The organism is Brevibacillus antibioticus (assembly GCF_005217615.1).
Taxonomy (GTDB): domain Bacteria; phylum Bacillota; class Bacilli; order Brevibacillales; family Brevibacillaceae; genus Brevibacillus; species Brevibacillus antibioticus.
This window is the reverse complement of record NZ_SZNK01000001.1, coordinates 3,533,251-3,553,545: the sequence shown is the minus strand read 5'-3', so window position 1 is coordinate 3,553,545 and position 20,295 is coordinate 3,533,251. Positions and strand designations below refer to the sequence as shown.

20 protein-coding genes are annotated in these 20,295 nt (G+C 47.2%); 15 read left to right on the top strand and 5 right to left on the bottom strand.

Annotation, left to right across the window (positions count from 1 at the left end):
• Positions 1-31: 31 nt before the first annotated feature.
• Complete coding sequence (locus E8L90_RS16590; protein ID WP_137030379.1) at positions 32-811, bottom strand: GNAT family N-acetyltransferase; 780 nt, start codon at positions 809-811, stop codon at positions 32-34.
• Positions 812-894: 83 nt separating this feature from the next.
• Between E8L90_RS16590 and E8L90_RS16585 the strand changes: the two genes are divergently transcribed.
• Both E8L90_RS16585 and E8L90_RS16580 read left to right on the top strand, forming a co-directional pair.
• Positions 895-1,590, top strand: coding sequence for a hypothetical protein (locus E8L90_RS16585; protein ID WP_137030378.1), 696 nt, complete (start codon positions 895-897; stop codon positions 1,588-1,590).
• Positions 1,574-2,134, top strand: coding sequence for a peroxiredoxin family protein (locus E8L90_RS16580; RefSeq protein WP_137030376.1), 561 nt, complete (start codon positions 1,574-1,576; stop codon positions 2,132-2,134). Before E8L90_RS16585 ends, E8L90_RS16580 begins: the two co-directional genes overlap by 17 nt.
• Before the next feature lie 47 nt (positions 2,135-2,181).
• Here the strand turns inward: E8L90_RS16580 and E8L90_RS16575 are convergent, their stop codons facing one another.
• Both E8L90_RS16575 and E8L90_RS16570 read right to left on the bottom strand, forming a co-directional pair.
• Entirely contained in the window at positions 2,182-3,414 is a 1,233-nt protein-coding gene (locus E8L90_RS16575) for a cation:proton antiporter (protein WP_137030375.1), read from the bottom strand.
• A gap of 2 nt (positions 3,415-3,416) precedes the next feature.
• A complete protein-coding gene (locus tag E8L90_RS16570) occupies positions 3,417-3,914 on the bottom strand; it encodes a cation:proton antiporter regulatory subunit (protein WP_137030373.1) in 498 nt (165 codons plus the stop codon).
• A gap of 327 nt (positions 3,915-4,241) precedes the next feature.
• On the opposite strand from E8L90_RS16570, the gene E8L90_RS16565 reads away from it, so the two are divergent.
• On the top strand, positions 4,242-4,496 hold the full coding sequence (locus tag E8L90_RS16565; protein WP_137030371.1) for a hypothetical protein: 255 nt from the start codon (positions 4,242-4,244) through the stop codon (positions 4,494-4,496).
• Between the two features lie 48 nt (positions 4,497-4,544).
• Here the strand turns inward: E8L90_RS16565 and E8L90_RS16560 are convergent, their stop codons facing one another.
• A complete protein-coding gene (locus E8L90_RS16560; protein WP_137030370.1) occupies positions 4,545-5,837 on the bottom strand; it encodes a dicarboxylate/amino acid:cation symporter in 1,293 nt (430 codons plus the stop codon).
• 248 nt (positions 5,838-6,085) lie between these two features.
• On the opposite strand from E8L90_RS16560, the gene E8L90_RS16555 reads away from it, so the two are divergent.
• The 3 genes from E8L90_RS16555 to E8L90_RS16545 all read left to right on the top strand — a co-directional run bounded on the left by E8L90_RS16555 (position 6,086) and on the right by E8L90_RS16545 (position 9,156).
• On the top strand, positions 6,086-6,835 hold the full coding sequence (locus tag E8L90_RS16555) for a copper amine oxidase N-terminal domain-containing protein (RefSeq protein ID WP_137030369.1): 750 nt from the start codon (positions 6,086-6,088) through the stop codon (positions 6,833-6,835).
• Between the two features lie 211 nt (positions 6,836-7,046).
• Positions 7,047-7,727 (top strand): response regulator transcription factor, encoded by a 681-nt coding sequence (locus E8L90_RS16550; RefSeq protein WP_137030367.1) that lies wholly within the window; start codon positions 7,047-7,049, stop codon positions 7,725-7,727.
• Positions 7,702-9,156, top strand: a complete 1,455-nt coding sequence (locus E8L90_RS16545; RefSeq protein ID WP_137030365.1) for a HAMP domain-containing sensor histidine kinase — start codon at positions 7,702-7,704, stop codon at positions 9,154-9,156. The genes E8L90_RS16550 and E8L90_RS16545 overlap by 26 nt, the downstream gene beginning before the upstream one ends.
• Before the next feature lie 5 nt (positions 9,157-9,161).
• Here E8L90_RS16545 and E8L90_RS16540 read toward each other — a convergent pair whose 3' ends face one another.
• Positions 9,162-10,211: a DctP family TRAP transporter solute-binding subunit gene (locus E8L90_RS16540; protein WP_137030363.1), complete on the bottom strand. Its 1,050-nt coding sequence runs from the start codon at positions 10,209-10,211 to the stop codon at positions 9,162-9,164.
• Positions 10,212-10,234: 23 nt separating this feature from the next.
• Here E8L90_RS16540 and E8L90_RS16535 point away from each other — a divergent pair, with 23 nt between their 5' ends.
• The 9 genes from E8L90_RS16535 to E8L90_RS30840 all read left to right on the top strand — a co-directional run bounded on the left by E8L90_RS16535 (position 10,235) and on the right by E8L90_RS30840 (position 20,287).
• Complete coding sequence (locus E8L90_RS16535; RefSeq protein ID WP_425267112.1) at positions 10,235-11,950, top strand: ATP-binding protein; 1,716 nt, start codon at positions 10,235-10,237, stop codon at positions 11,948-11,950.
• Positions 11,868-12,605 carry a response regulator gene (locus E8L90_RS16530; protein ID WP_137030361.1) on the top strand — a complete coding sequence of 246 codons (738 nt, stop codon included), beginning with the start codon at positions 11,868-11,870 and terminating at the stop codon, positions 12,603-12,605. Before E8L90_RS16535 ends, E8L90_RS16530 begins: the two co-directional genes overlap by 83 nt.
• An 8-nt stretch (positions 12,606-12,613) precedes the next feature.
• Positions 12,614-13,981, top strand: a complete 1,368-nt coding sequence (locus E8L90_RS16525; RefSeq protein WP_137030359.1) for a sigma-54 interaction domain-containing protein — start codon at positions 12,614-12,616, stop codon at positions 13,979-13,981.
• A gap of 49 nt (positions 13,982-14,030) precedes the next feature.
• Entirely contained in the window at positions 14,031-14,960 is a 930-nt protein-coding gene (locus tag E8L90_RS16520) for a S66 peptidase family protein (protein ID WP_137030357.1), read from the top strand.
• Positions 14,961-15,167: 207 nt separating this feature from the next.
• The gene (locus tag E8L90_RS16515) at positions 15,168-15,542 is read left to right on the top strand and encodes a DUF4280 domain-containing protein (protein ID WP_137030355.1); all 375 of its coding nucleotides are present in this window, start codon (positions 15,168-15,170) and stop codon (positions 15,540-15,542) included.
• A 35-nt stretch (positions 15,543-15,577) separates the two neighbouring features.
• Positions 15,578-18,529, top strand: coding sequence for a phage late control D family protein (locus tag E8L90_RS16510; protein WP_244297262.1), 2,952 nt, complete (start codon positions 15,578-15,580; stop codon positions 18,527-18,529).
• 4 nt (positions 18,530-18,533) lie between these two features.
• On the top strand, positions 18,534-18,938 hold the full coding sequence (locus E8L90_RS16500; protein WP_137030353.1) for a hypothetical protein: 405 nt from the start codon (positions 18,534-18,536) through the stop codon (positions 18,936-18,938).
• A gap of 148 nt (positions 18,939-19,086) precedes the next feature.
• The gene (locus E8L90_RS16495; RefSeq protein ID WP_137030352.1) at positions 19,087-19,773 is read left to right on the top strand and encodes a hypothetical protein; all 687 of its coding nucleotides are present in this window, start codon (positions 19,087-19,089) and stop codon (positions 19,771-19,773) included.
• Positions 19,766-20,287 (top strand): hypothetical protein, encoded by a 522-nt coding sequence (locus E8L90_RS30840; RefSeq protein WP_244297260.1) that lies wholly within the window; start codon positions 19,766-19,768, stop codon positions 20,285-20,287. The genes E8L90_RS16495 and E8L90_RS30840 overlap by 8 nt, the downstream gene beginning before the upstream one ends.
• Positions 20,288-20,295 lie beyond the last annotated feature (8 nt).

The window sequence follows — 20,295 nt, the reverse complement described above, 5'->3', positions numbered from 1 at the left end:
GCTCTCACTAAGCTACTTGGTGGGAGCTTTTTTAGCTTTTTAGCCAGATCATTTCCAAATGCTTCCCGACCTCTTGAAAGCCGAGCTTGCTGTACATTTCTTGCGGCGTGTCATCTGCATAGGTCGTCAAGTACATATGGGTGGCCCCGAGCTTTTTGGCATCCTGCATCATGACGCGAATGATTTCCGTGCCGAATCCCCTACGTTGCCAGGCATCCAGTATAAAAAATTCCTCCATACGAACGAGCTCCTTGTAAAGATGCCATTCACATGCACCGACCGGCTCCTGATCGACAAAGCATACATACGGTATGATCTCGCCGTTTTCATAAATCTCTTTTTTCCGGTTCGCTTTTCGGACAGCAAAATCAGGATTGATCATGACGGAATCATTTGCAGTAAGGCAGCGTATGCCTGCGTCCATGACGTCAGTTGAATCCCCTCGTAAAACGGAGCATTGTGGATTCGGCGCCAGTTTATCGGCAGCATCCAGCGAAGCAAGCATGTAAAGCATCGTATTTACTTCAAACCCAAGCTGGGTGGCAAAAGACACGAACTCTTCTGAAAAAGGTAGAGTCGGGTGCAACTCCAGCTTCAAGTGGCCGAGCTGCTGCTCTTTGGCACACTGAAGCTCTTGCTCAATGTAAGCTCGTAACCAGTCTTGCGTAGGAATCGACATAATCTCTGTATAATTATGGCTATACATGTCCGGGACCGATTCATCGCGATATACGCGCACTTGTGGATGCTCCGTTCGCGTAGAAAAAGCAAGGGCATAGCGCTCCTGCAAAGTAAAAATATTCGTGAGCATTCCTTTATTCCCCATTTCCTGATATGGTGATAATTGTCTTGTCTTCCCTAGAGTAAGCCATTTTCATACAGGAGGAAACGAAAATGTCAGATGCTTTTCAAATAGGCCCCTTTTTGTTGAAGATGAGCATGCTGGCGGTCATTGTTTCGCTTTCACTCGGCTTTGTGGCTATATCCGCTCAGCTTACTCATAACCGAAAAATGAAAGCAGCCGTTATTGAGCTGTTGAGTAATGCACTGGGGCTAGGATTTCTCGTTTGGAAGTTCAGCTACGTCCTGTTTTATTTTTCGAAAGCGGTGGAGAATCCCTCATCCATTCTTTATTTTTCCGGGGGAGAAAACGGAGCGATGCTGGCAGTCGTGGCAGTTGTCATCTACCTCACCAAGACGGTACGTAAAAAAGCGATTCCTGTTCCTTTCGTCGCCTTGGGAATAGGGACAGGATTTCTTGCTGCAACTGGCGTTTACCAACTGCTCACGGTCATGTTAGAACAGAGCGGCATGTGGTACCACGTACAGCAGGTCGCGATATGCGCCTTTTTTCTTTGGTGGCTGCATCGGGCAAAGGAAGGACTCATTTATCTTGCGGTATGGCTTGCACCCGTGATGTGGTTTGCCATTAGCCAAGTCTATGTGCACTTTTTTGTTCCAAATCGAGAATCTGTTTTCGCAGGACTCTCCCAAGATCAGCTCATGTACTATGCATTCGCTCTCTTGCTGCTTTTATTGTCCAAGCGCGTGAAGGCGATAGGGGGAACGACCGATGAAGAGATATTATAATGCTTGGGCGATTGTTGTACTCTTGGGGCTTTTGGGCTGGGGCATTTTTGACGCGGAAATCTTGAACAGGCAGGAGCCCATCGCTTCATCTGGCGAGCAAGGCAACGGGCAGATTGGAATGGAAAAAGGAAATACCGCTCCGGACTTTGAACTACAGCAGATAGGTGGCAGTACGGTCAAGCTGTCCGATTTTCGCGGGAAAAAAGTCATTCTCAATCTGTGGGCGACGTGGTGTCCTCCTTGCCGCGCAGAAATGCCGGACATGCAGCGGTACTATGAAGAGAACAAGGAAAATGGCGTCGTTATTCTCGGGGTCAATTTGACTGATACAGAAACGAGCCCGGAAGTGGTGGCGGATTTTGTGAAGTTGTATGGCATTACCTTCCCGATCTTGCTCGATCCCGATAAAGAAGTGGCGAATGTATACAAAGCCATTTCGATTCCGACCAGCTACATCATTGATTCGAACGGCGTGGTCCAGAATAAATACATTGGCCCGATGAATGAAGAAATCATGGAGAACATGTTGTCTGCGATCAAATAGAAAACCGACAGCAGGCATATCTGCTGTCGGTAGTCATGCCTCTCTGATTATCCAGCGTCTGCTTTGTTTGCTGGTTCTTTGGCAGGTGTCTTTCGATCCAGACGAAACACAGCATTGAGCAATTTGTAAATATGCTTGGATTCCTTGGTCAGCAATGGACCTAGAATGGCGAGAATCAAAACGTAAAGAGCTGCAAAAGGCTGCAAAATTTCCATGAGTGCGCCCGCTTTTCCGAGATTAGCCATGATGATGGAGAACTCACCGCGAGATACGATGGTCAGTCCAATATTGGTAGAAGCCTTGGGAGGCAATCCGGCACTTCGTCCAGCCAAAAGTCCGGCCACGATGTTTCCGAAAAGGGTGAGGGCAACTGCACCAATGGACAACCATACGGCTCCACCTAATGACAATGGATCAATTGTCAAGCCGAAGCTGAAGAAGAACATGGCTCCGAAGAAGTCACGGAACGGCAGGATAAGATGCTCGATGCGCTTCATGTGTTGTGTTTCTGCCAGGACGAGACCTACGAGTAATGCTCCGATGGCTTCGGCAACATGGATCGTTTCGGAAAAACCCGCAATCAGAAATAGAGCGGCAAACACTGTAATCATAAACACTTCGTTTGATTTGATGTTCAATGCTCGATTCAGGAAAGGAACGAGCTTGCGGCCTACGATAATGAGGAGAAGCATGTAGCCGAGTGCAATCAATGCAGATGAGAGTACGCCAGCAAGAGAAGTTGCACCACTTAACACCAAGCCGGACACGATCGAGATATAGACGGCCAAGAATATGTCTTCGAACATGATGATCCCCAAGATCATCTCTGTTTCGCGATTTGCTGTACGTTTGAGATCCACCAGTACTTTTGCCACAATGGCGCTGGAGGAAATAGTGGTAATACCTGCGATAATCAAAACTTCTTTGAGTGGAAATCCAGCGGCCCAACCAAATATGAGGCCGAGGGTAAAGTTGATGACAATGTAAATGGTACCTCCAACGGCAATAGATCGACCAGCCTTGATCAGTCGACCTACTGAAAATTCCAGTCCGAGGTAAAACAACAGGAAGAGTACGCCGATTCTACCCATAAATTCGATGAGCGGGGCGCTTTCAATAAAGCGGAGATCAAACAATCCAATATCGGGAGCGTGTGGACCCACAATCATCCCGATGAGAATGTAGAAGGGTACGATGGAGAATTTTAACTTCATAGAGAGGAACCCCGCAATTGCTATGAGTGCGAGGGCAAGACCGACTTCAAAAACGATGTGCTCCAATATCACTCACCTCCGTTGCTGAGATTAGTCTTGAGAGCCTTCACCTGCTTCCGTTCACCTGCAACGACCAATGTAGATCCTGTACAAAGGACATACTCGGGGCCGGGATTAATCGTTTGTTTATGGTCTTTTTCGATAACAGCGATGATGGTAGCGCCTGTTTCTTGACGAATGTTGAGTTCCCCAATCGTCTTGCCAATGGCAGGAGCGTTGGGCTCAATTTTGTACCACTCAATCATGAGTTTGTCTAAGGCAACCTCGACTGTTTCCAGTGCAGATGGTTTGTACGTCAAGCCGCCTACGATGGCAGCAATTTGTCTCGCCTCATCATCGTCAAGGGTAACCATGGAGATGGTTTCGTCCATATCATCTCGGTCAAAGTGATACATTTCCCGACGGCCGTCATCGTGAATGACGATAACCAGCTTGTCGCCACTTCTGGTTTCGACCTGGTACTTCCTACCGATTCCTGGTAAATCGGATTCTCTAATAGAGAACATGCAAGATCCTCCTTCGCGCAAAACACTGTATTGGCATAGATAGCGGCTCTCTTTTCCCAGTGAGCAACAAGTCGTCAATAATTATTTGGAATGATATCCATTCCGGTGATATTTTAGTAATAATCCCCCCTGTTATGCGGATTATTGTCGACATTCATACCTACAACAACTATTATACACGAAATGACGTCATTTTTCTCTAAAATGAAACGTTTTTATCTAAAATTGACACACTTATAAGTGTGCAGGAATATCAACTTTCCTCTAAAACGCGGTCACTCCTCCATGAGTGGGCTTCGATAGAGGTTATTTTAAGGATGATGAAACATGGCGAACAAACAGTATCGATTAACAGAAGCTGAATGGGTCTTTATTCAAGACATGCGGTCCATGGATATGGATGAGCTATTGGACATCGTGATCGCATTGCGCAATGAGGTAAGGGAGTTGGAGAAAAAGGCAGAGCTGATCAGAGAGCGCGAAAAAGAGGGCTGGCAAAAGGAGTATCAGGCAGCACAGAAGCGAATTAATCACCTGCGCCAATTTGAGGGTGAGCTTCGTAAGACATGGCCAAATGACTAAAGCAAAAAGAGGTTCTCTTGCAATAGGAGAACCTCTTTTTTATAGGGACTAGGCCATGAGCGGTTTTGGTTCTGACTCGTTGTCTGACTCGATGGCAGTTTCATCTGTTTGCTGGACGCGTCCCGGATGGAACTCATTTTCATGCTTGGCGATGACCACGGCAGCTACGCCATTTCCGATCAGATTCGTGATGGCACGAGCTTCTGACATGAATCGATCAACGCCGAGCAAAAGGGCAATGCCTTCGACTGGAATGATAGGGAAGGCTGCCAAGGTAGCGGCGAGTGTAATGAAGCCAGAACCTGTGACACCGGCAGCCCCTTTTGACGTAATCATCAGGATTCCTAAAAGGGTGGCCTGTTCCCAGAAGCTGAGCTCGATGCCATATGCCTGGGCGATAAAAATGGCAGCCATAGATAAATAGATCGAGGTACCATCCAGGTTAAACGAGTAGCCCGTTGGTACGACCAGACCGACAACGGATTTGGAGCAGCCGTACTTCCCCAGCCGATCTATCATTCTCGGGAGAGCGGACTCTGAGGAGGAGGTGCCAAGCACGAGCAGGATTTCCTCCCGAATGTATTTGATAAATGAGAAGATGCTGAATTTGTGGTAGCGAGCGATCCCGCCCAATATGAGAATAATGAACAAAAACATCGTGATGTAGACAGCCGTCATTAAAAGGCCCAGTCTGGTCAACGAACCAATGCCGAATTTGCCAATCGTGTACGCCATTGCACCAAATGCAGCAATTGGAGAAACCTTCATGATCATGTTGACGACACCAAAAAATCCGTGTGTCAGCTTGTCAAACAGCTTGATGACAGGTTGGGACGCTTGCCCCATGGCAGCGAGTGAGAGGCCAAACAGGACAGCGAAGAACAGAATCGGCAACAGCTCGCCATTTGCCATAGCCCCGACGACGTTTTCCGGGATGATCCCCGTAATAAAATGAATAAAGCCATTGTTACTCTGAGCAGCAGCCTCCGTGTACTTAGAGACGTCCCCACTGGTCAGTCCCGTTTTGTCAAAGCCTACCCCGGGCTTGATCAGGTTGACAACCAACAGTCCGATCGCCAATGCGATTGTGGTAACGATTTCAAAATAGAGCAGTGCTTTGCCGCCGATCTTACCGACCTTTTTCATGTCTCCCATACTGGCGATTCCATTTACTATGGTGAAGAAGACAATCGGTGGAATGACCATTTTGATCAGTTTGACAAAAATATCGGCCAACACCTTCAGCTCTGCGCCGAATTTGGGTGCAAAATGACCAACTAAGATACCGAGAATGATGGCAATAACGACTTGTACGGTCAGATTTTTAAAGTTGATCCGCATCGAATCCACTCCTCCTCCAAAAAATGAAAGCGCTTTATTCCTCTCTTTTGCATTGTATAAATGGTGTGAAAAATTGAAAATGATACGGTCATATTGGTTGTTTTGGTCCTTTTGGTCATGGAAATCCCCTCAATTTGGAAAGGAAAAATTCAATTGTTGACATACTCTCGACACGAACGATAGGTAAAGTAAGTAATGTACATAGTGACACGAAGGAAACAGACAACCGGGAGAATGGAGGATTTTCTATGTTCAAGAAGCAATATCTGGCGATCGCCTCAGCGTTGATTCTGACTACCACACTTATTCCGACGAGCTCTCAAGCAGCGACTGGAACGAAGAATCTACAAGCTAAGTACAACAACATTAAAGTTATCTATAACGGTGCAGCTGTTCCAACAACAATCGAACCATTCATCGTAAATGGAACCACGTACATTCCACTTCGCATGATGGCTGGCGTATTCAACAAGGATGTAGCATGGGATGGCGCGAAGTACACCATTACGGTAAAAGACATGCCTAACTCCCAACACGCAAACGAGTTGGCTGCACGTGATGCTCAAATCAGAAGTCTGCAAAACACCATCGATAGCCTGAACAAAGAGATCTATGATTTGAAAAACAACAAGAAAAACAATAGCAGTAGCAATAAAAAGGATGATATTCAGGATGCCTTGGATGATCTGGAAGATGATCTGAATTCTGATTACGATGACTACAAAGACCTCAAATGGAGTATCTCCCTGAAGGGCGATGAGGATGATATTGATGTAAAAATCAAGATCAATCTGGATAAATACCAAGATGAATTCGATGATCTGGACGACGATGGCGATGTAGAGGCACTCGTTGAGGATATTATCAAAGATATCTGGGACGACAAGGATTTCGAAGATGCCGACATTAAAGGTGAAATCATCGACAGCGATTCTGACGATACGATTTATGAGTTCGAAGGCGATGCTAGCGACGAAGACATCAACTTTGACGTGTAAAATGAACGAAAGTGGGGACGTTTCTCACAAAAAAAGTCTTGCTCCTTTTCACAGGATGCAAGGCTTTTTTCCCATTTTCCAAAAACATCAAAGCCAAATTTTAATACAAGGTTGTAAACTGATAGAATAGAAGTACGTAGACGATTAGATAGACCGTGCGAGAATTCTCGAATAGGAATGATCATATGTCTGTAAATCAGGTAGGGAAGATATGAAAAGCATTTTGGTGGTAGAAGATGAACTGGTGATAGCGCGCGTGCTGAAGGCTTACTTGCAAAAGGCAGAGTATGAGGTTTGGCAAGCGAACGACGGAATCGAGGCGATGGAGCTTTTTGACGAAAAAAAGCCGGATCTGGTTCTGTTGGATGTCATGCTCCCTGAACGCAACGGCTGGGAGATCCTCCAGTACATTCGCGAAAAGAGCTCCTGTCCGGTCATTATCATGACGGCGCTCGGTCAGACAGACCAAAAGCTCAAAGGACTCAATCAAGGGGCAGACGACTACATAACGAAGCCTTTTGTCGCGGATGAAGTAGTTGCACGAGTCAATGCGGTACTGCGCCGCTCCGTTATTTTGGTGAAAGATCAGGAAACCCGACTATTTGGAAGCTTAAAAATAAACTTTCAGTCCCACCACGTGACGCTGCACGGTCTCGAACTGACGTTTCACCCGCGCGATTTGTCCCTGTTGCTTTTTCTGGCACAAAATCCGAATCAGACCTTTACCCGTGAGCAATTGATCGAACAAGTATGGGGAATGGACTATGATGGGAGTGATCGTGCTGTAGACCTAGCGATCAAGCGGGTCAGAAAGACATTGGAGAATTGGCCAGTTCAGGAAGGCGAAATCAAGACCCAAAGAGGGGTTGGGTATCAATTCTGTGTTTATTAAAAACAATGAGCCCGTATCGTTGCTGCGCTATTGGACCACGCGCTATCTACTCACCCTCGTGATCGGATTGCTCATCATTGGGGCTGTTTCTGCCTATTGGATCAAGTATGCTGCGATTGAAAAGCAGATCGAGGTCACGCGACTGTTTGCAGAGGAAGTGGCTGATCGAGTCGTCGATGATGTTGGAAATATTTTGGTGGGAGAAAAGCTTCATCAGGTATTGGATAATCGGCGCAAGTTTATGGGTGTTGATCGCAACTTGATTTTGTTCGTTGAAGATGTAAAAGGAAAGGTCGTATACAGTCGGCCAACTAAACTTCCGCCTCCTTTGCAGCAGGCAGCACCGGAGTTGTTGGAGCAAGCAGATAAGCAGGATAAAGTGAGGCATCCGTCAGGTGAGATCTTGTATGTAATCAGGAAAAATTTGGAGTTTAATGACCGAATCATTGGCAAGGTGATCTTGCTTTTCCCTGAAACAGATATCAAGGTAGGGAAAGAAGAAATCCAATACTTGGTCATCATGCTGGGGAGTTTGGGTGTGCTTGGCTGGGCGGTTATTTATTTTCATGCACGGAAGCTTTCTGACCCGATTCAAAATGTGGTGATGTCTGCACGACAGATCGTGGAAGGAAACTACGACGTCTTAATCAATAAAACGATCAAGGAAAAGGAAATTCACGAGCTGGTGCATACGTTTGCGGAAATGGCCGACCGTCTTCGGCAGCTGGAAAGCATGCGAACAGAGCTTTTGGCTGGGGTGACACACGAGCTGAAAACCCCTGTTACGACGATTAGCGGATTAATCCAGGCAATTAACGACGAGGTGGTTTCCGGTGAGGAGCAGAAGGAGTTTTTGGAAATCTGCTTGAAGGAAACGAAGCGCCTGCAAAAAATGGTAGAGGATTTGCTAGACTTCAATTCATTTGCCGTAGGAGCGATCACCGTTTGTCAGGAAGAGCAAAACGTGAACAAGCTGATCCGGGAGATCGCCTCACAATGGCAGATTGTCCATGACCTCGGTCACGTCACATTTACCGTTGAGGTTCTGGAAAAGCAGATGATGATCTATGTCGATCCGGGCCGTGTGCAGCAAATCCTGATTAACCTTTTGAACAACGCGAAACAAGCTGTTGGTGAGAAGGGGAGCATAGAGCTCACTCTCTACAAAACGGGCACAGATTTACGAATCGACGTCAAAGACGATGGGCCAGGAATACCCGCAAAGGAACAGCCTCTTGTGTTTGAGCGTTTTTTCCGGGGAAGCAATAAAAAAGACAAAGTACGTGGACTCGGTTTAGGGCTGTCCTATTCTCGCATGATGGCGAAGGCACTTGGCGGAGATCTCCTCCTCGCAAAGAGCACGTCAGAGGGATCAGTTTTTACGCTCATTTTGCCCATGCGCAAGGAGCAGAGCGAGGAGATTGCTTGAGAGCTTCACCGGCGTTGGTGGAGCTCTCTGATTTTCTGCATCAAAGGTTCTCCGATACTTGGAGCGAATTGATCGTAGACAGGCTGTAATGCCGCGATCCAGGCCGCGCGCTCATCTGCTGTCTGTAAGTGGATGTGCATTCCCCCATTTTCTTGGAGCAAGCGCAGCTGTTTGTCATTCATCGAGACAGCCAATTGATTATTGTAAGCTGTCGCCTCCTGCATGGCTTCTGATATGGCCTGCTGAATATCGGCGGGGAGATTGTTCCAAAACGTTTTATTAATGATGACGGCATAGCCCAAATAGCTGTGATTGCTGATCGTCATATGCTTTTGTACTTGGTAGAGTCGTTTGGTGTACACATTGGAGATCGTATTTTCTTCGCCGTCTACTTTTCCGGCCGCCAGCATGCTGTATAATTCATTGAAGGAAGAGCCTACAGGGATTGCTTGGAGCGTGCGAAACTGAGCTTTGATCACGTTGCCTGGAATGATGCGCAAGCGTTGGCCAACAAAATCGGAAGGCATGATCAACGGGCGATTGGCTGTCACTTGCTTAAAGCCGCTTCCCCAGAAGGCGAGCCCTTTCATGTCAGAATCTTCTATCTTATCAAATAGTATTTGGCCGATTTCTCCATTGAATACAGTTTCGACATCCTCTTGCGATCGAAACAGATAGGGCAGGTCAAGGACAGCCCACTCGGGAATGCTGGTAGAGAGATAGGAGAATGCAGGTGCAATCATCTGGATCTCGCCGTTTTGCAAGGCAGCCATCTCGGTTTTCTCGGTGTGAAGGATACTGTTGGGAAAGACCTGTACCTCTACACGTCCTTTGGTCTTTTCCTTCACCAACTGGGAAAAACGTTCGATGCTTAGTCCCTTTGGCGTATTTTCCGCGATCACGTGGCTGAACTTGATAATAATTTGGTTGGACAGTCCTATCTGTTCTTCGTCGTATCCTCTGTTTTCCATCAGGAGATCCGGTCCAAAGCCTATAATGACAGCGCTCACAAGTCCGAGCAGGACAATGAATGTACTGGTTACCAATGATTTCATCTTCATACACCTGCTTATGTTAAATGAATACGAGTTGCAAACCCAATGGAAAGGAAAGAACGGACCTGTTCGAACGCTTAACAATTAAATGGAAGATTATGCTACTCTCCGTCGGAATCGTTCTTTTTTCCTTGATCATCGGAAGCTTAATCATGGCCGGAGGGATTATTCGGATTACGGAAACCCAACTGGGACAACGGCTGATGACCACAGCGCGCACGGTTGCGACGATTCCCAATGTACAAAAAAGCATTCAGGAGCCGGACGGGTGGAAGGTCATCCAACCGACAGCAAACAGCCTGCGCGTCGTCAATGATGTGACGTATATCGTCGTGTTGAATAGGGAGCGTGTCCGTTACTCAGACCCGCTAGATGAGCGGGTTGGTACGGTGTTTATGGACCCCGCGGTAGATGAGGCCTATGCCGAGCACTCCTATTTTCAAAAAGTCAAAGGAGAGATGGGAACGGCTCTACGTGCCTACGTGCCGATCATGGATGACCAGCATCAGCAGGTGGGTGTTGTCTTGGTCGGACGTGTCATGCCTGACGTTTGGGGGATCTTGTACAGCGAACGGAACAATATCGCGCTGACCTTTTTCTTCTCCTTATTGTTCGGGGTGTGGGGCTCTTATCAGTTGGCCCGTCACATGAAAAAGCAGATGCTCGACCTGGAGCCAGACGAAATCGCGCGCATCCTGGTAGAGAGAACCGCAACCTTCCATGCCATGCATGAGGGAGTTATCGCCATCGATAATCGGGAGCGAATCACGATCTTTAACGACAGGGCGAAGCAAATTTTTGGCATAGAAGGAGAAGTACTGGGCAAGCACATACGGTCTGTCCTGCACGACACCAGATTACCAGAAGTGTTGGAGCTTCGCCAGAATTTTACCAACACGGAAATTCACGTAGGCAATACGCTGCTCTGGTCCAACCGTTTTCTGATCAAGGTCGAGGAAAAGATCGTCGGCGCCATTGCGATTTTTCAGGACAGAACAGAAGTGGCGAGAATGGCGGAGGAGCTGACGGGTGTAAAAGAATTCGTCGGTGCGCTGCGGGTACAAAATCACGAGCACATGAATCATTTGCATACCATCGCAGGCTTGCTCCAGCTCCATCAGCATGAAAAGGCACTCACGTATTTGTTCGAGGTCAACGAGCAGCAGGAGGAGCTCACCTCCTTTTTAACGACGCGGATCATGGATGAGAATTTATCAGGACTCTTGATCGGTAAAGTAAGTCGTGGAAGAGAGCTGGGCATCCGTGTTGTCATTGATCGCAGGAGTCATCTGGAACGGTTTCCGGCTTACATGGATCATCATAATTTCGTGCTCATTTTGGGGAATCTGATCGAGAATGCCTTTGATTCACTGGAGTGCATCGAACGCGGGGATAAGGAAATCATGATCAGTATCGAGCAAGACGAAGAGATTTGCTCCATTCTGGTGGAGGACAACGGAATCGGTATGGACGAAGAGATGCGCCGACGCATGCTGGAACGGGGATATTCGACAAAAGAACGTGCGCACCGTGGACTCGGTCTGCATCTGGTGCATCAATTGGTCAATAAAGGGGGAGGTGAGCTGGTTTGCCATTCGGCACGAGGAGAAGGGGCCAGCTTTCTCATTACGTTTCCGATGTGGGAGGTGGAGAGTCATGAAGAAGGATCACGATCACATTCGCGTACTGATTATGGAAGACGATCCGATGGTTCAGGAAATCAACAAGCAGTTCATTGAGCGCGTCCCGGGCTTTGTCGTGGTCGGAATTGTAGCCAACGGGGTGGATGGACTCAAGCTAGTGAATAAGCTCACACCTGACTTGGTAATCATTGATATTTTCATGCCGATCCAGGACGGGGTGAAGGCGTTGATGGAGTTGCGCGCCGCCAAACATGCTGTGGACGTCATCGTCGTGACAGCTGCAAAGGACAAGACCACGATCCAATCGATGCTGCGCAATGGGGCGATGGACTATATTATCAAGCCGTTTCAGTTTGAACGGATCAAGCAGTCGTTGGAAAACTATCGAGAGTTTCGCCGACAGATTGATTGGGAGGGAACGGCATCCCAGGACGAGGTCGACCAGCTATTATTCCGTAAAAGCCCGGAAAAAGAACAAGCGGATGTCACTCCAGGCAGGGTAGTGCTGCCGAAGGGACTACACGCTGTCACCATGGAGCAAATCATGCGCCAGATCGAGAAAGAGAGTCAGCCTCTCTCGGCAGATGCCGTGGCCGAACGCGTAGGGATTGCGAGAGTGACGGCCAGACGGTATTTGGACTATCTGGAGAAGAGCGGGAGTGTCAGAATGGATGTCAGCTATGGTGGGGTAGGCAGACCGACGAATCGTTATGTACGTGTCACTCCACAAGATGCGGGGCACGGGAGGTAGGGAACGCCATGATCGATTATGAAGCCCTGATAGGCTCACTGTTTGATATCGTGCACGTAACAGACGCAGAAGGCAGGACTTTGTATGGCTCGGGAAGATATGAGGAATTTTTCGGAATTGATCCAGCGGAGATGATGGGCAAGCCGATCGAGGAGTTTCATCACCTCGGCTATTTTGCGCCAACGATTACGATGCGGGTCATTCGTGACAAGAAAAAGGTACACACGATTCAAACTACCCGCAAAAATCGCAAGCTTTTTGTGGAAGGCAAACCGATTTGGGATCAGGAAGGAAAATTTAGCGGAGTCATCCATACTTTCATTGATATCACTAGCCAGGAGCAACTACAGCAGGAATTACATGAAGTCAAGTACATCGGGACGGTCTTGCAGAGTGAAATGACCAAGGAGAACAACAGAAAAAAAGGAGAGACGAGCTTGATCTACCGCAGTCAGTCCATGGAGCAGGTCGCCATGATGGCCAAAAAACTGTCGCAGGTAGAATCATCCATGATCTTGCTAGGAGAATCAGGCGTCGGAAAAGGCGTGCTAGCCAAATACATCCACGAGTGCAGTCCGAGAGTGGACAAGCCATTCGTACACATCAACTGTGGAGCCATTCCCGAGACATTGCTGGAGTCAGAGCTGTTTGGGTATGAAAAGGGTGCTTTTACAGGAGCGGACAAAGATGGCAAGGCAGGCTTGATTGAAAAGGCAAACGGAGGCACGCTGTTTTTGGACGAGATCGGGGAAATGTCCCTCTCCTTGCAAGTGAAGCTGTTGAATGTGTTGCAAGAAAAAACGATTACGCCCGTAGGAAGCTCTGTCTCGCGAAAAGTCGATGTAAAGCTGATCACGGCCACGAATAAAAACCTGCGGCAAATGGTCAAGGAAGGCAAGTTTCGCGAGGATTTGTACTATCGCATTCACGTCGTCCCGTTGGAGATTCCGCCGCTGCGCGAACGGCAGGAAGAAATACCCGTGCTCGTTCATTATTTTCTGAATGTCTTTTCGCAAAAGTACTGCTTGGAGAGACAGCTCGCAGACACCTGCTATCGCATCCTCAGTGAATACGATTGGCCTGGCAATGTGCGGGAGTTGGAAAATGTGGTAGAACGGCTCGTCGTCACGTCTCACGATGTCCTCATTACGCCCGCGCAAATTCCGCGTTATATTCATAATCAAGAGTACAGGGAGCACAAAGGGATCAAGGTCGATCGAGTGATAGCGATGCAGGATGCAATGGACGAGGTGGAGCGTCAGCTCGTCCACCGGGCGTATGAACAGCATAAAACGACAACAAAAGTAGCGGAAGCGCTCGGAATCAGCCAGCCGTCTGCAAGCCGCAAGCTGCGAAAATGGCTATGCACCATTTGACACAGATGTACGATAATGGGGAGAGAACCCGGAGGAGGAGACTGGACAGATGAACAAAGGGAAAGCATTGCGAGCGGGCGATACAATCGGAGTAGTAGCAACCTCTAGTCCTGCTACAGAAGAAGTGCTGAACAAAGCAATGGTAGAGCTGCAAGGTTTGGGATACAAGGTGAAAATATCGGATACGTGCCGAGAATCGTACGGCGGGTATTTGGCGGGAACTCCTGAGCAACGGGCGGCTGAGCTGAATGCCATGTTCGTCGACGAGGAAGTGGACGGGATTATGTGCATGCGCGGCGGTTACGGTTCCCCACAAATCCTGCCTTTGCTCGATTATGACCTCATCGCCCAAAACCCAAAGCTGTTTATCGGCTACAGCGACATTACGGCGCTGCATACCGTTTTCGGACAGCGTGCGAATCTGGCTACCCTTCACGGACCGATGGCAACCTCAGATATCGCACATGGACTGGATGACTGGTCCAAGCAATATTTACTGCGCGCTATGACTCGTCCAGAGCCATTGGGAGCGATCATTAATCCGCCGGGGGAAGAAATTGTCTGTCTCGTCGAAGGATATGCAGCTGGACCCGTAGTCGGCGGGAATCTCGCCCTCGTCTCCGCGATGATGGGGACGCCTTACCAGCTCGATACGAGAGGCAAGCTGTTGTTCCTCGAAGATATCGACGAAGAGCCGTACCGGATTGACCGCATGCTGACACAGCTTGCCCAGGGTGGCTTGTTTGATGATTGTGCGGGCGTCGTCATCGGGACATGGACCGATTGTGAGCCGAAAAAGCGCGAAGGCTTCTCTGTCTGGGATGTGTTTCAAAATATCGTCGTACCGTACGGAAAGCCGACCATCTGGAACATTCAGATCGGACATGGCGCGTGCAACATCGCTCTCCCTCTGGGCGTAGAGGCTAGTCTTGATGCAACAAACGGTGAGCTGGTGATCGAAGAGAGTGTAACGATATAGCGTGAATATGTTTGAATTCAAAAAGGCTTCCCCAGCTCTTGTAGCGTTGGTGGGAGCCTTTTTGGGTTACTTAGAAAAATAAGGAAACAGGACGTTTGACCCATAAAGCAATTTCCAATTTATCCCGATTATTAGATGGAATGTAAAAATAAGTCGATATATGGAAGTTGCTTGTGGAGGATTTTTTTGGAAGGGGAGATAGGTCTAATGATGCTAGCGTTACTTCAAGCACTTGCAATGGGGATGTTCAGTCCTGAGTACTCATATGTTGTGCGGGGAGCGACCCTCAAGTGCAGTCAGGGAACCGACCCCGGCATTTTGAATTTACCCTGGTGCCATGGTGTGTACAGCCTTGACAAGCCTGTTATGAATGTCGCCGATCACGTCCCCGGCGTGAATATTGGATGCTTTGGGTTTTGCAAAGCGGCAGGAGGAGATTTGTGTGTACCACAGACGTTCTCGAAATGGACAGATGGAAAACAAGATGTGCTCATCGACAACGAGCATGCCTTGCTGAGCAGGTCACAGCTCGTTTGCAATCGTTCAGGCATCATTACGATTGAAAAAGACGGTCAGGATTGACGCTCCGCGCTTGCTAGAGAAGGAGGGGAGAGAACATGCAGCGTACAAGCGGCGTCATGACCTATCAGGATATAAAAGTCGTCTGGCCATATGGATCGATCCGGCTGGATCAACTGGAGTTCGTTCATCAAACAGGCACGCATGCCAAGCTCACAATCACAGGAATTGTTCCGGAAGACAAAGAGGACGAGATCATCAATCGTGCTGGCACTCACGATCCCATCGAGCTGTACAAGGTGGAAGGCGGGCAAAAACAGCCGATTTTCATGGGGCGGCTGGATCATGTGGAGATCAAGGTCGTACGGGACATTCACTACGTCACAATAAAAGCCGTGTCGCATACCTATGCGTTGGACATGAGCGTAAAAACACGTTCGTTTCAACAGGTAAATCGGTTGTACCGGGATGTCGTAGACGAAATCATGTCCATCTATCACGGTGGAGATGTCATCGATCAAGCCTTCGACGACCGCCAGCAGGGCAAATACATCATGCAGTACGAGGAGACAGACTGGACCTTTTTAAAACGAATCGCGTCCCATGTCGGAGCCGTCCTCGTCCCAGATTTGAGTGCGCATAAGGTACGCTTGTGGATCGGCATGCCCGAGGGACGCAAGCAAATCAAGCTGGAAGAGGAATCGCCATACGAGGTCAACCGGGCTATCGCACCATACATGAAAAAAGCCGCAAACGGCTCTTCATCCGTCAGTGAGTACCAGTACACAACGTACGCCTTCGATTACGACGACCTGCTGCAAATCGGGGATGAGGTACAACGGGAAGGGCAAACGTTTGTCATTACAAAAGTGACTGGAAAGCTGGAGCAGGGACTCCTGAGATGGAGCTACGTCTGCGCTGTGCCAGAAGCCGTCAAGCAAACGAAGCTGTACAACAAGGCCATCATCGGTGCGGCGATCGACGGAAAAGTGATTCAAATCGGACGCAATCAGGTCAAGCTCCACCTGAACATGGACAAAAAGCAAGAGCCAAGCAAGGCCCAGTGGTTCCCGTATGCAGCGGAAGGCAACCAAATTTTGTACCTCATGCCCGAGCTCGGTTCGAAGGTAAAGCTGTACTTCCCAAGCGCCGATGAAGACGACGGCATGGTCATGAACTCCGTGCGCCATGCGCCCAAAGGAGCCGCTGCCGAGAAGCAGGAGCGGCAAATGCAGGACCCCGGTGTGAAGACATTTGGGAATCCGCAGGGGAAAGAGTTTACGCTCGGGGATAAAGAGCTGACGATGACGGCCCAGGAAGGGATGCTCTACATCTCGATGAACAAGGATGTTGGCGTCAGTCTGAAAAGCACCTCGAATGTGAATATCAGTGCGAGTGGTGCTCTGACCTTGACAGGGGCAGCGGTGTCTTTGTCCGGGACGCAGAGCTTGTCCGTGAAAACGGCGTCGGATACGATCGAGCTGTTGGAGGAAAACAAATCCAGCAGTGAGGAGATTAAGCTGGAGGCGTCTAAGCGTACAGAGTTTGATCACATGCCAAGTGCGTTTGAAAAGGAATTGCAGGGAAGCAGTGTGGCCGCTATCATGGCGAAAAGAGCCCTCAATAACCAAGTGGCTGAGGCGAAAGGGAAGTTAGATGCTTTCGGAGATACCTTGTTAGGCTTGTGGAATACTGCAGTAGATGCCGGAGACATGCTGCTGACAGGTCTAGCGGGAGAAGAAAACACGCAAGATTTATATGAATTTGTAAGCGGCGAAGAAGTAGGCACACTAAGAGAACGCAATGGCATTGTGAAAGGTATCGAGCAAGGCGTAAACAACACGCTCAATTATGTGGGAGATACGGTTACGGGCAAGAAGTCGGGCGATGAAATCCTTTCAGATATAGGGAAGCTTGGAGAAGGTCTTTACAACGAGTATCTCGATCCATTCGCGAAGGAAGCCCAATACAAGCAAGAAAACTTGTTTAACGGTGGTCTGTGGACCAGATCGGAAGACCAGAGCTATGCGAAGGGCCAGAATGAGTTTAAGAAAGACATGGTGGTAGCAGAGGTAGCGGCAAACTTTCTTAGTGCCGGAACAGGTACAGCCGTCATGCGGACAGTGAAAACGGCCGATAAGCTGGATGGGCCGGATGGGCCGGATGTGCTGGATGTGCTGGATGGGCCGGATGGTAAGAAAAAGTCTGGTGACCATGAGGGAAATGGGAAAGGTGTCCTTTTGCCTAATTCTAGTATCAATGAAGTAATGCACGTCATTCTTAAGGATGGAAAGCTAAAGACGGCGGCTAAGAGTTTTGCAGAGTCGATGATTGAATTAAAAGAGATAATTAAAGAAATTCATAAACTGATGAAAGGTGAAATAGAAATACGAGTTGGAGTGATGTGGACTAATCCAATTGACAGTGGTGGAATTAGTTGGCCAGTAATTTTTATCGAAAAGCGGGACAGTCACGGGAATGGAAATGGAGGCGGCGGTGGAAGAAATCATCGTCGTAGAAAAGAGGAGGAAGAGCCGGAAAAGAAGGATCGTGAAGAAAAAGAAAAAAAGGAAAAAGAAGAAAGAGAAAGAAAGGAAAAAGAAGAAAGAGAACGAGTGCTAAGGGATACTGAGGGGACGGGTGAAGCTAGTAAAAAGTTCTCTGAGATGAGTGCTGAAGAACAATTAACTATAGCAAAGCATTATGCCCAAAGAGCACCGATTGAAATTCCAGAGAATGCAAATATGAAGGCTAAATCAATGAATGCTGGTTATGAACAAATAACCTATACTTGGAATGATGGGACATATAAGTATGAAGTTAGGTGGCATACTAGAACCCCGGGTGCTCCAATTGATCAGGGGAATACTTGGGTTATTCAGAGGAAGGTTCCTGGTAATGGTGGGCAACAACCACAGACATTTTATAAGATTGGAGAGAATGAGTGGGTAGAAGGATATAAATGGTTTAATGCAATAGATGCTAGAAAAGCTGGAACGGCTACCCCTGAACAAGTGAGAATTTTGGATCAAGGACATTGGAAGGAGTAATATTATGAGTTCAGAAATGATAAACAGTTCATATTACGTTGGATTTGAAGGAGAGCCTGAACTAACACTCATATACGAAAACCTAAATGATAGGTACGAGTTACGACTGTGGAATGGATATTTTGAAACTTTGTTAGATTGTATGTTTGAGCAAGTTACAGATCAAAGTGGGATTCTGTATGAATATTCTATTTACGAGGGGTGGTATGAGGAAAGTCCTTGGGAAATAAAAAACATTAAGGAAGCAATACAGTTATTTAAATCATTCGATGCTACGAAATTGACAGAAGATAGAGTTAAAGTATCAAAAAACATAATAGCTACTCTTCCAGCACTTGCAAGTGATATTGTTACATTCTTAGAGCAAGCAATTACTAATGGAAATAGGGTATTTATTGTTTACGAATAATTGATTACCTTAGGGTTTACTTTACAATTATAAGATCATACAATACAACAACAAACCAAACACTAAAAAACTTAAACTTTTAAAGGCTTATTCCAACTCGAATGAGGGGAGGAATGAGCCTTTTGTGTATGCTGAGGATTAACTTTATTTGTTTCCTGAGCCAGCCGAGGAGCATGGTCTGCCTATAAGCAGGCAGCTAAACAGTAAATTGACCAGTCCAGATGGGGATGCCCAACGTGGAAAACGAGACGGTGGTGGATGGAATCATCGTCATAGTGATAATGGTAATGAGGGGACGGGTAAACCTCCAAAAAGATATGGAAAGCCTCCTGTTGAAGATCAGTTGAAAATTGATATAGCAGCAGCAAAAAAGGCAGAATTAATAAGAGCAAGTGGATTGGATAATATTGAGGTTTTTGCTAAAAACACAGGCCTTAGTATAAAGAAAGCCGAACGTTTAAAATCCCATTTGTTTTTAAATGAATATGAGCTATGTCATTATGATCAACAAGGGCTCTATTATTATTATTCAAGACTCACGCCCGACTCAGAAGTTGTATACGCGTTTGCAAAGGCACAGGAAGGAGAATTAAATGGGGAAGGAAAAAAATGGTTTAAGCAGTTAGCGAGACATGAATTGGTTGAAAAAAGACTTATGGACAGTGGTAAGCATAGTTATCGTCATCCGAACTCGTGGGATGGTACGAAATTTACAGGGGATCCACCGGGTGCTCACGACTTGGCACCTGATCAACCTGCTTTTGGAACATTTCCAGGCTATGAAGAAAATGTTGCTAAGTTTTACAATCTAAAACGGGGTGAATTGTATGACTGATTTAATGGAACAGGCTATAACTCGTATATCAAAAATTACATGGGGAAACTCAAAAGTAAAAAAGAAATCTAGCGGGCTTTTGATTGGTGAGTACTTTAGAAGGGGAACATTATTTTTAGAGTCTTATTCATTTAAATCGGGACCATTTTTTAGCCCTGCGAGAGTGTTAGATATTGAATTAGGTGTTGATCTGGATTTAGAGGATGTTATTACTAGTATTTTTCCTGAGCCAGGTAAACCCAATATATTATGTAAGACAATTTGTCAGCGCTTCTTGGAATGGGTCATCCTAGTTGAGCAAGGAAAGATAATTACTGATGATTATCCAAACGTTTACGAACCTTTAATTAAGTATTTTGAAAGGGGGGGAAATCTAAGAATTGACCAGGGAATATATTTGGAATATGAATATGGTGCATTTCCTATAGATAATTGGCGTGAACGGTATTCAAAGTTACCACCAACTGATATTTCAGACGAATTTTTAGATAGTGCTGATATCGAAAATGATTGACGTGTCAG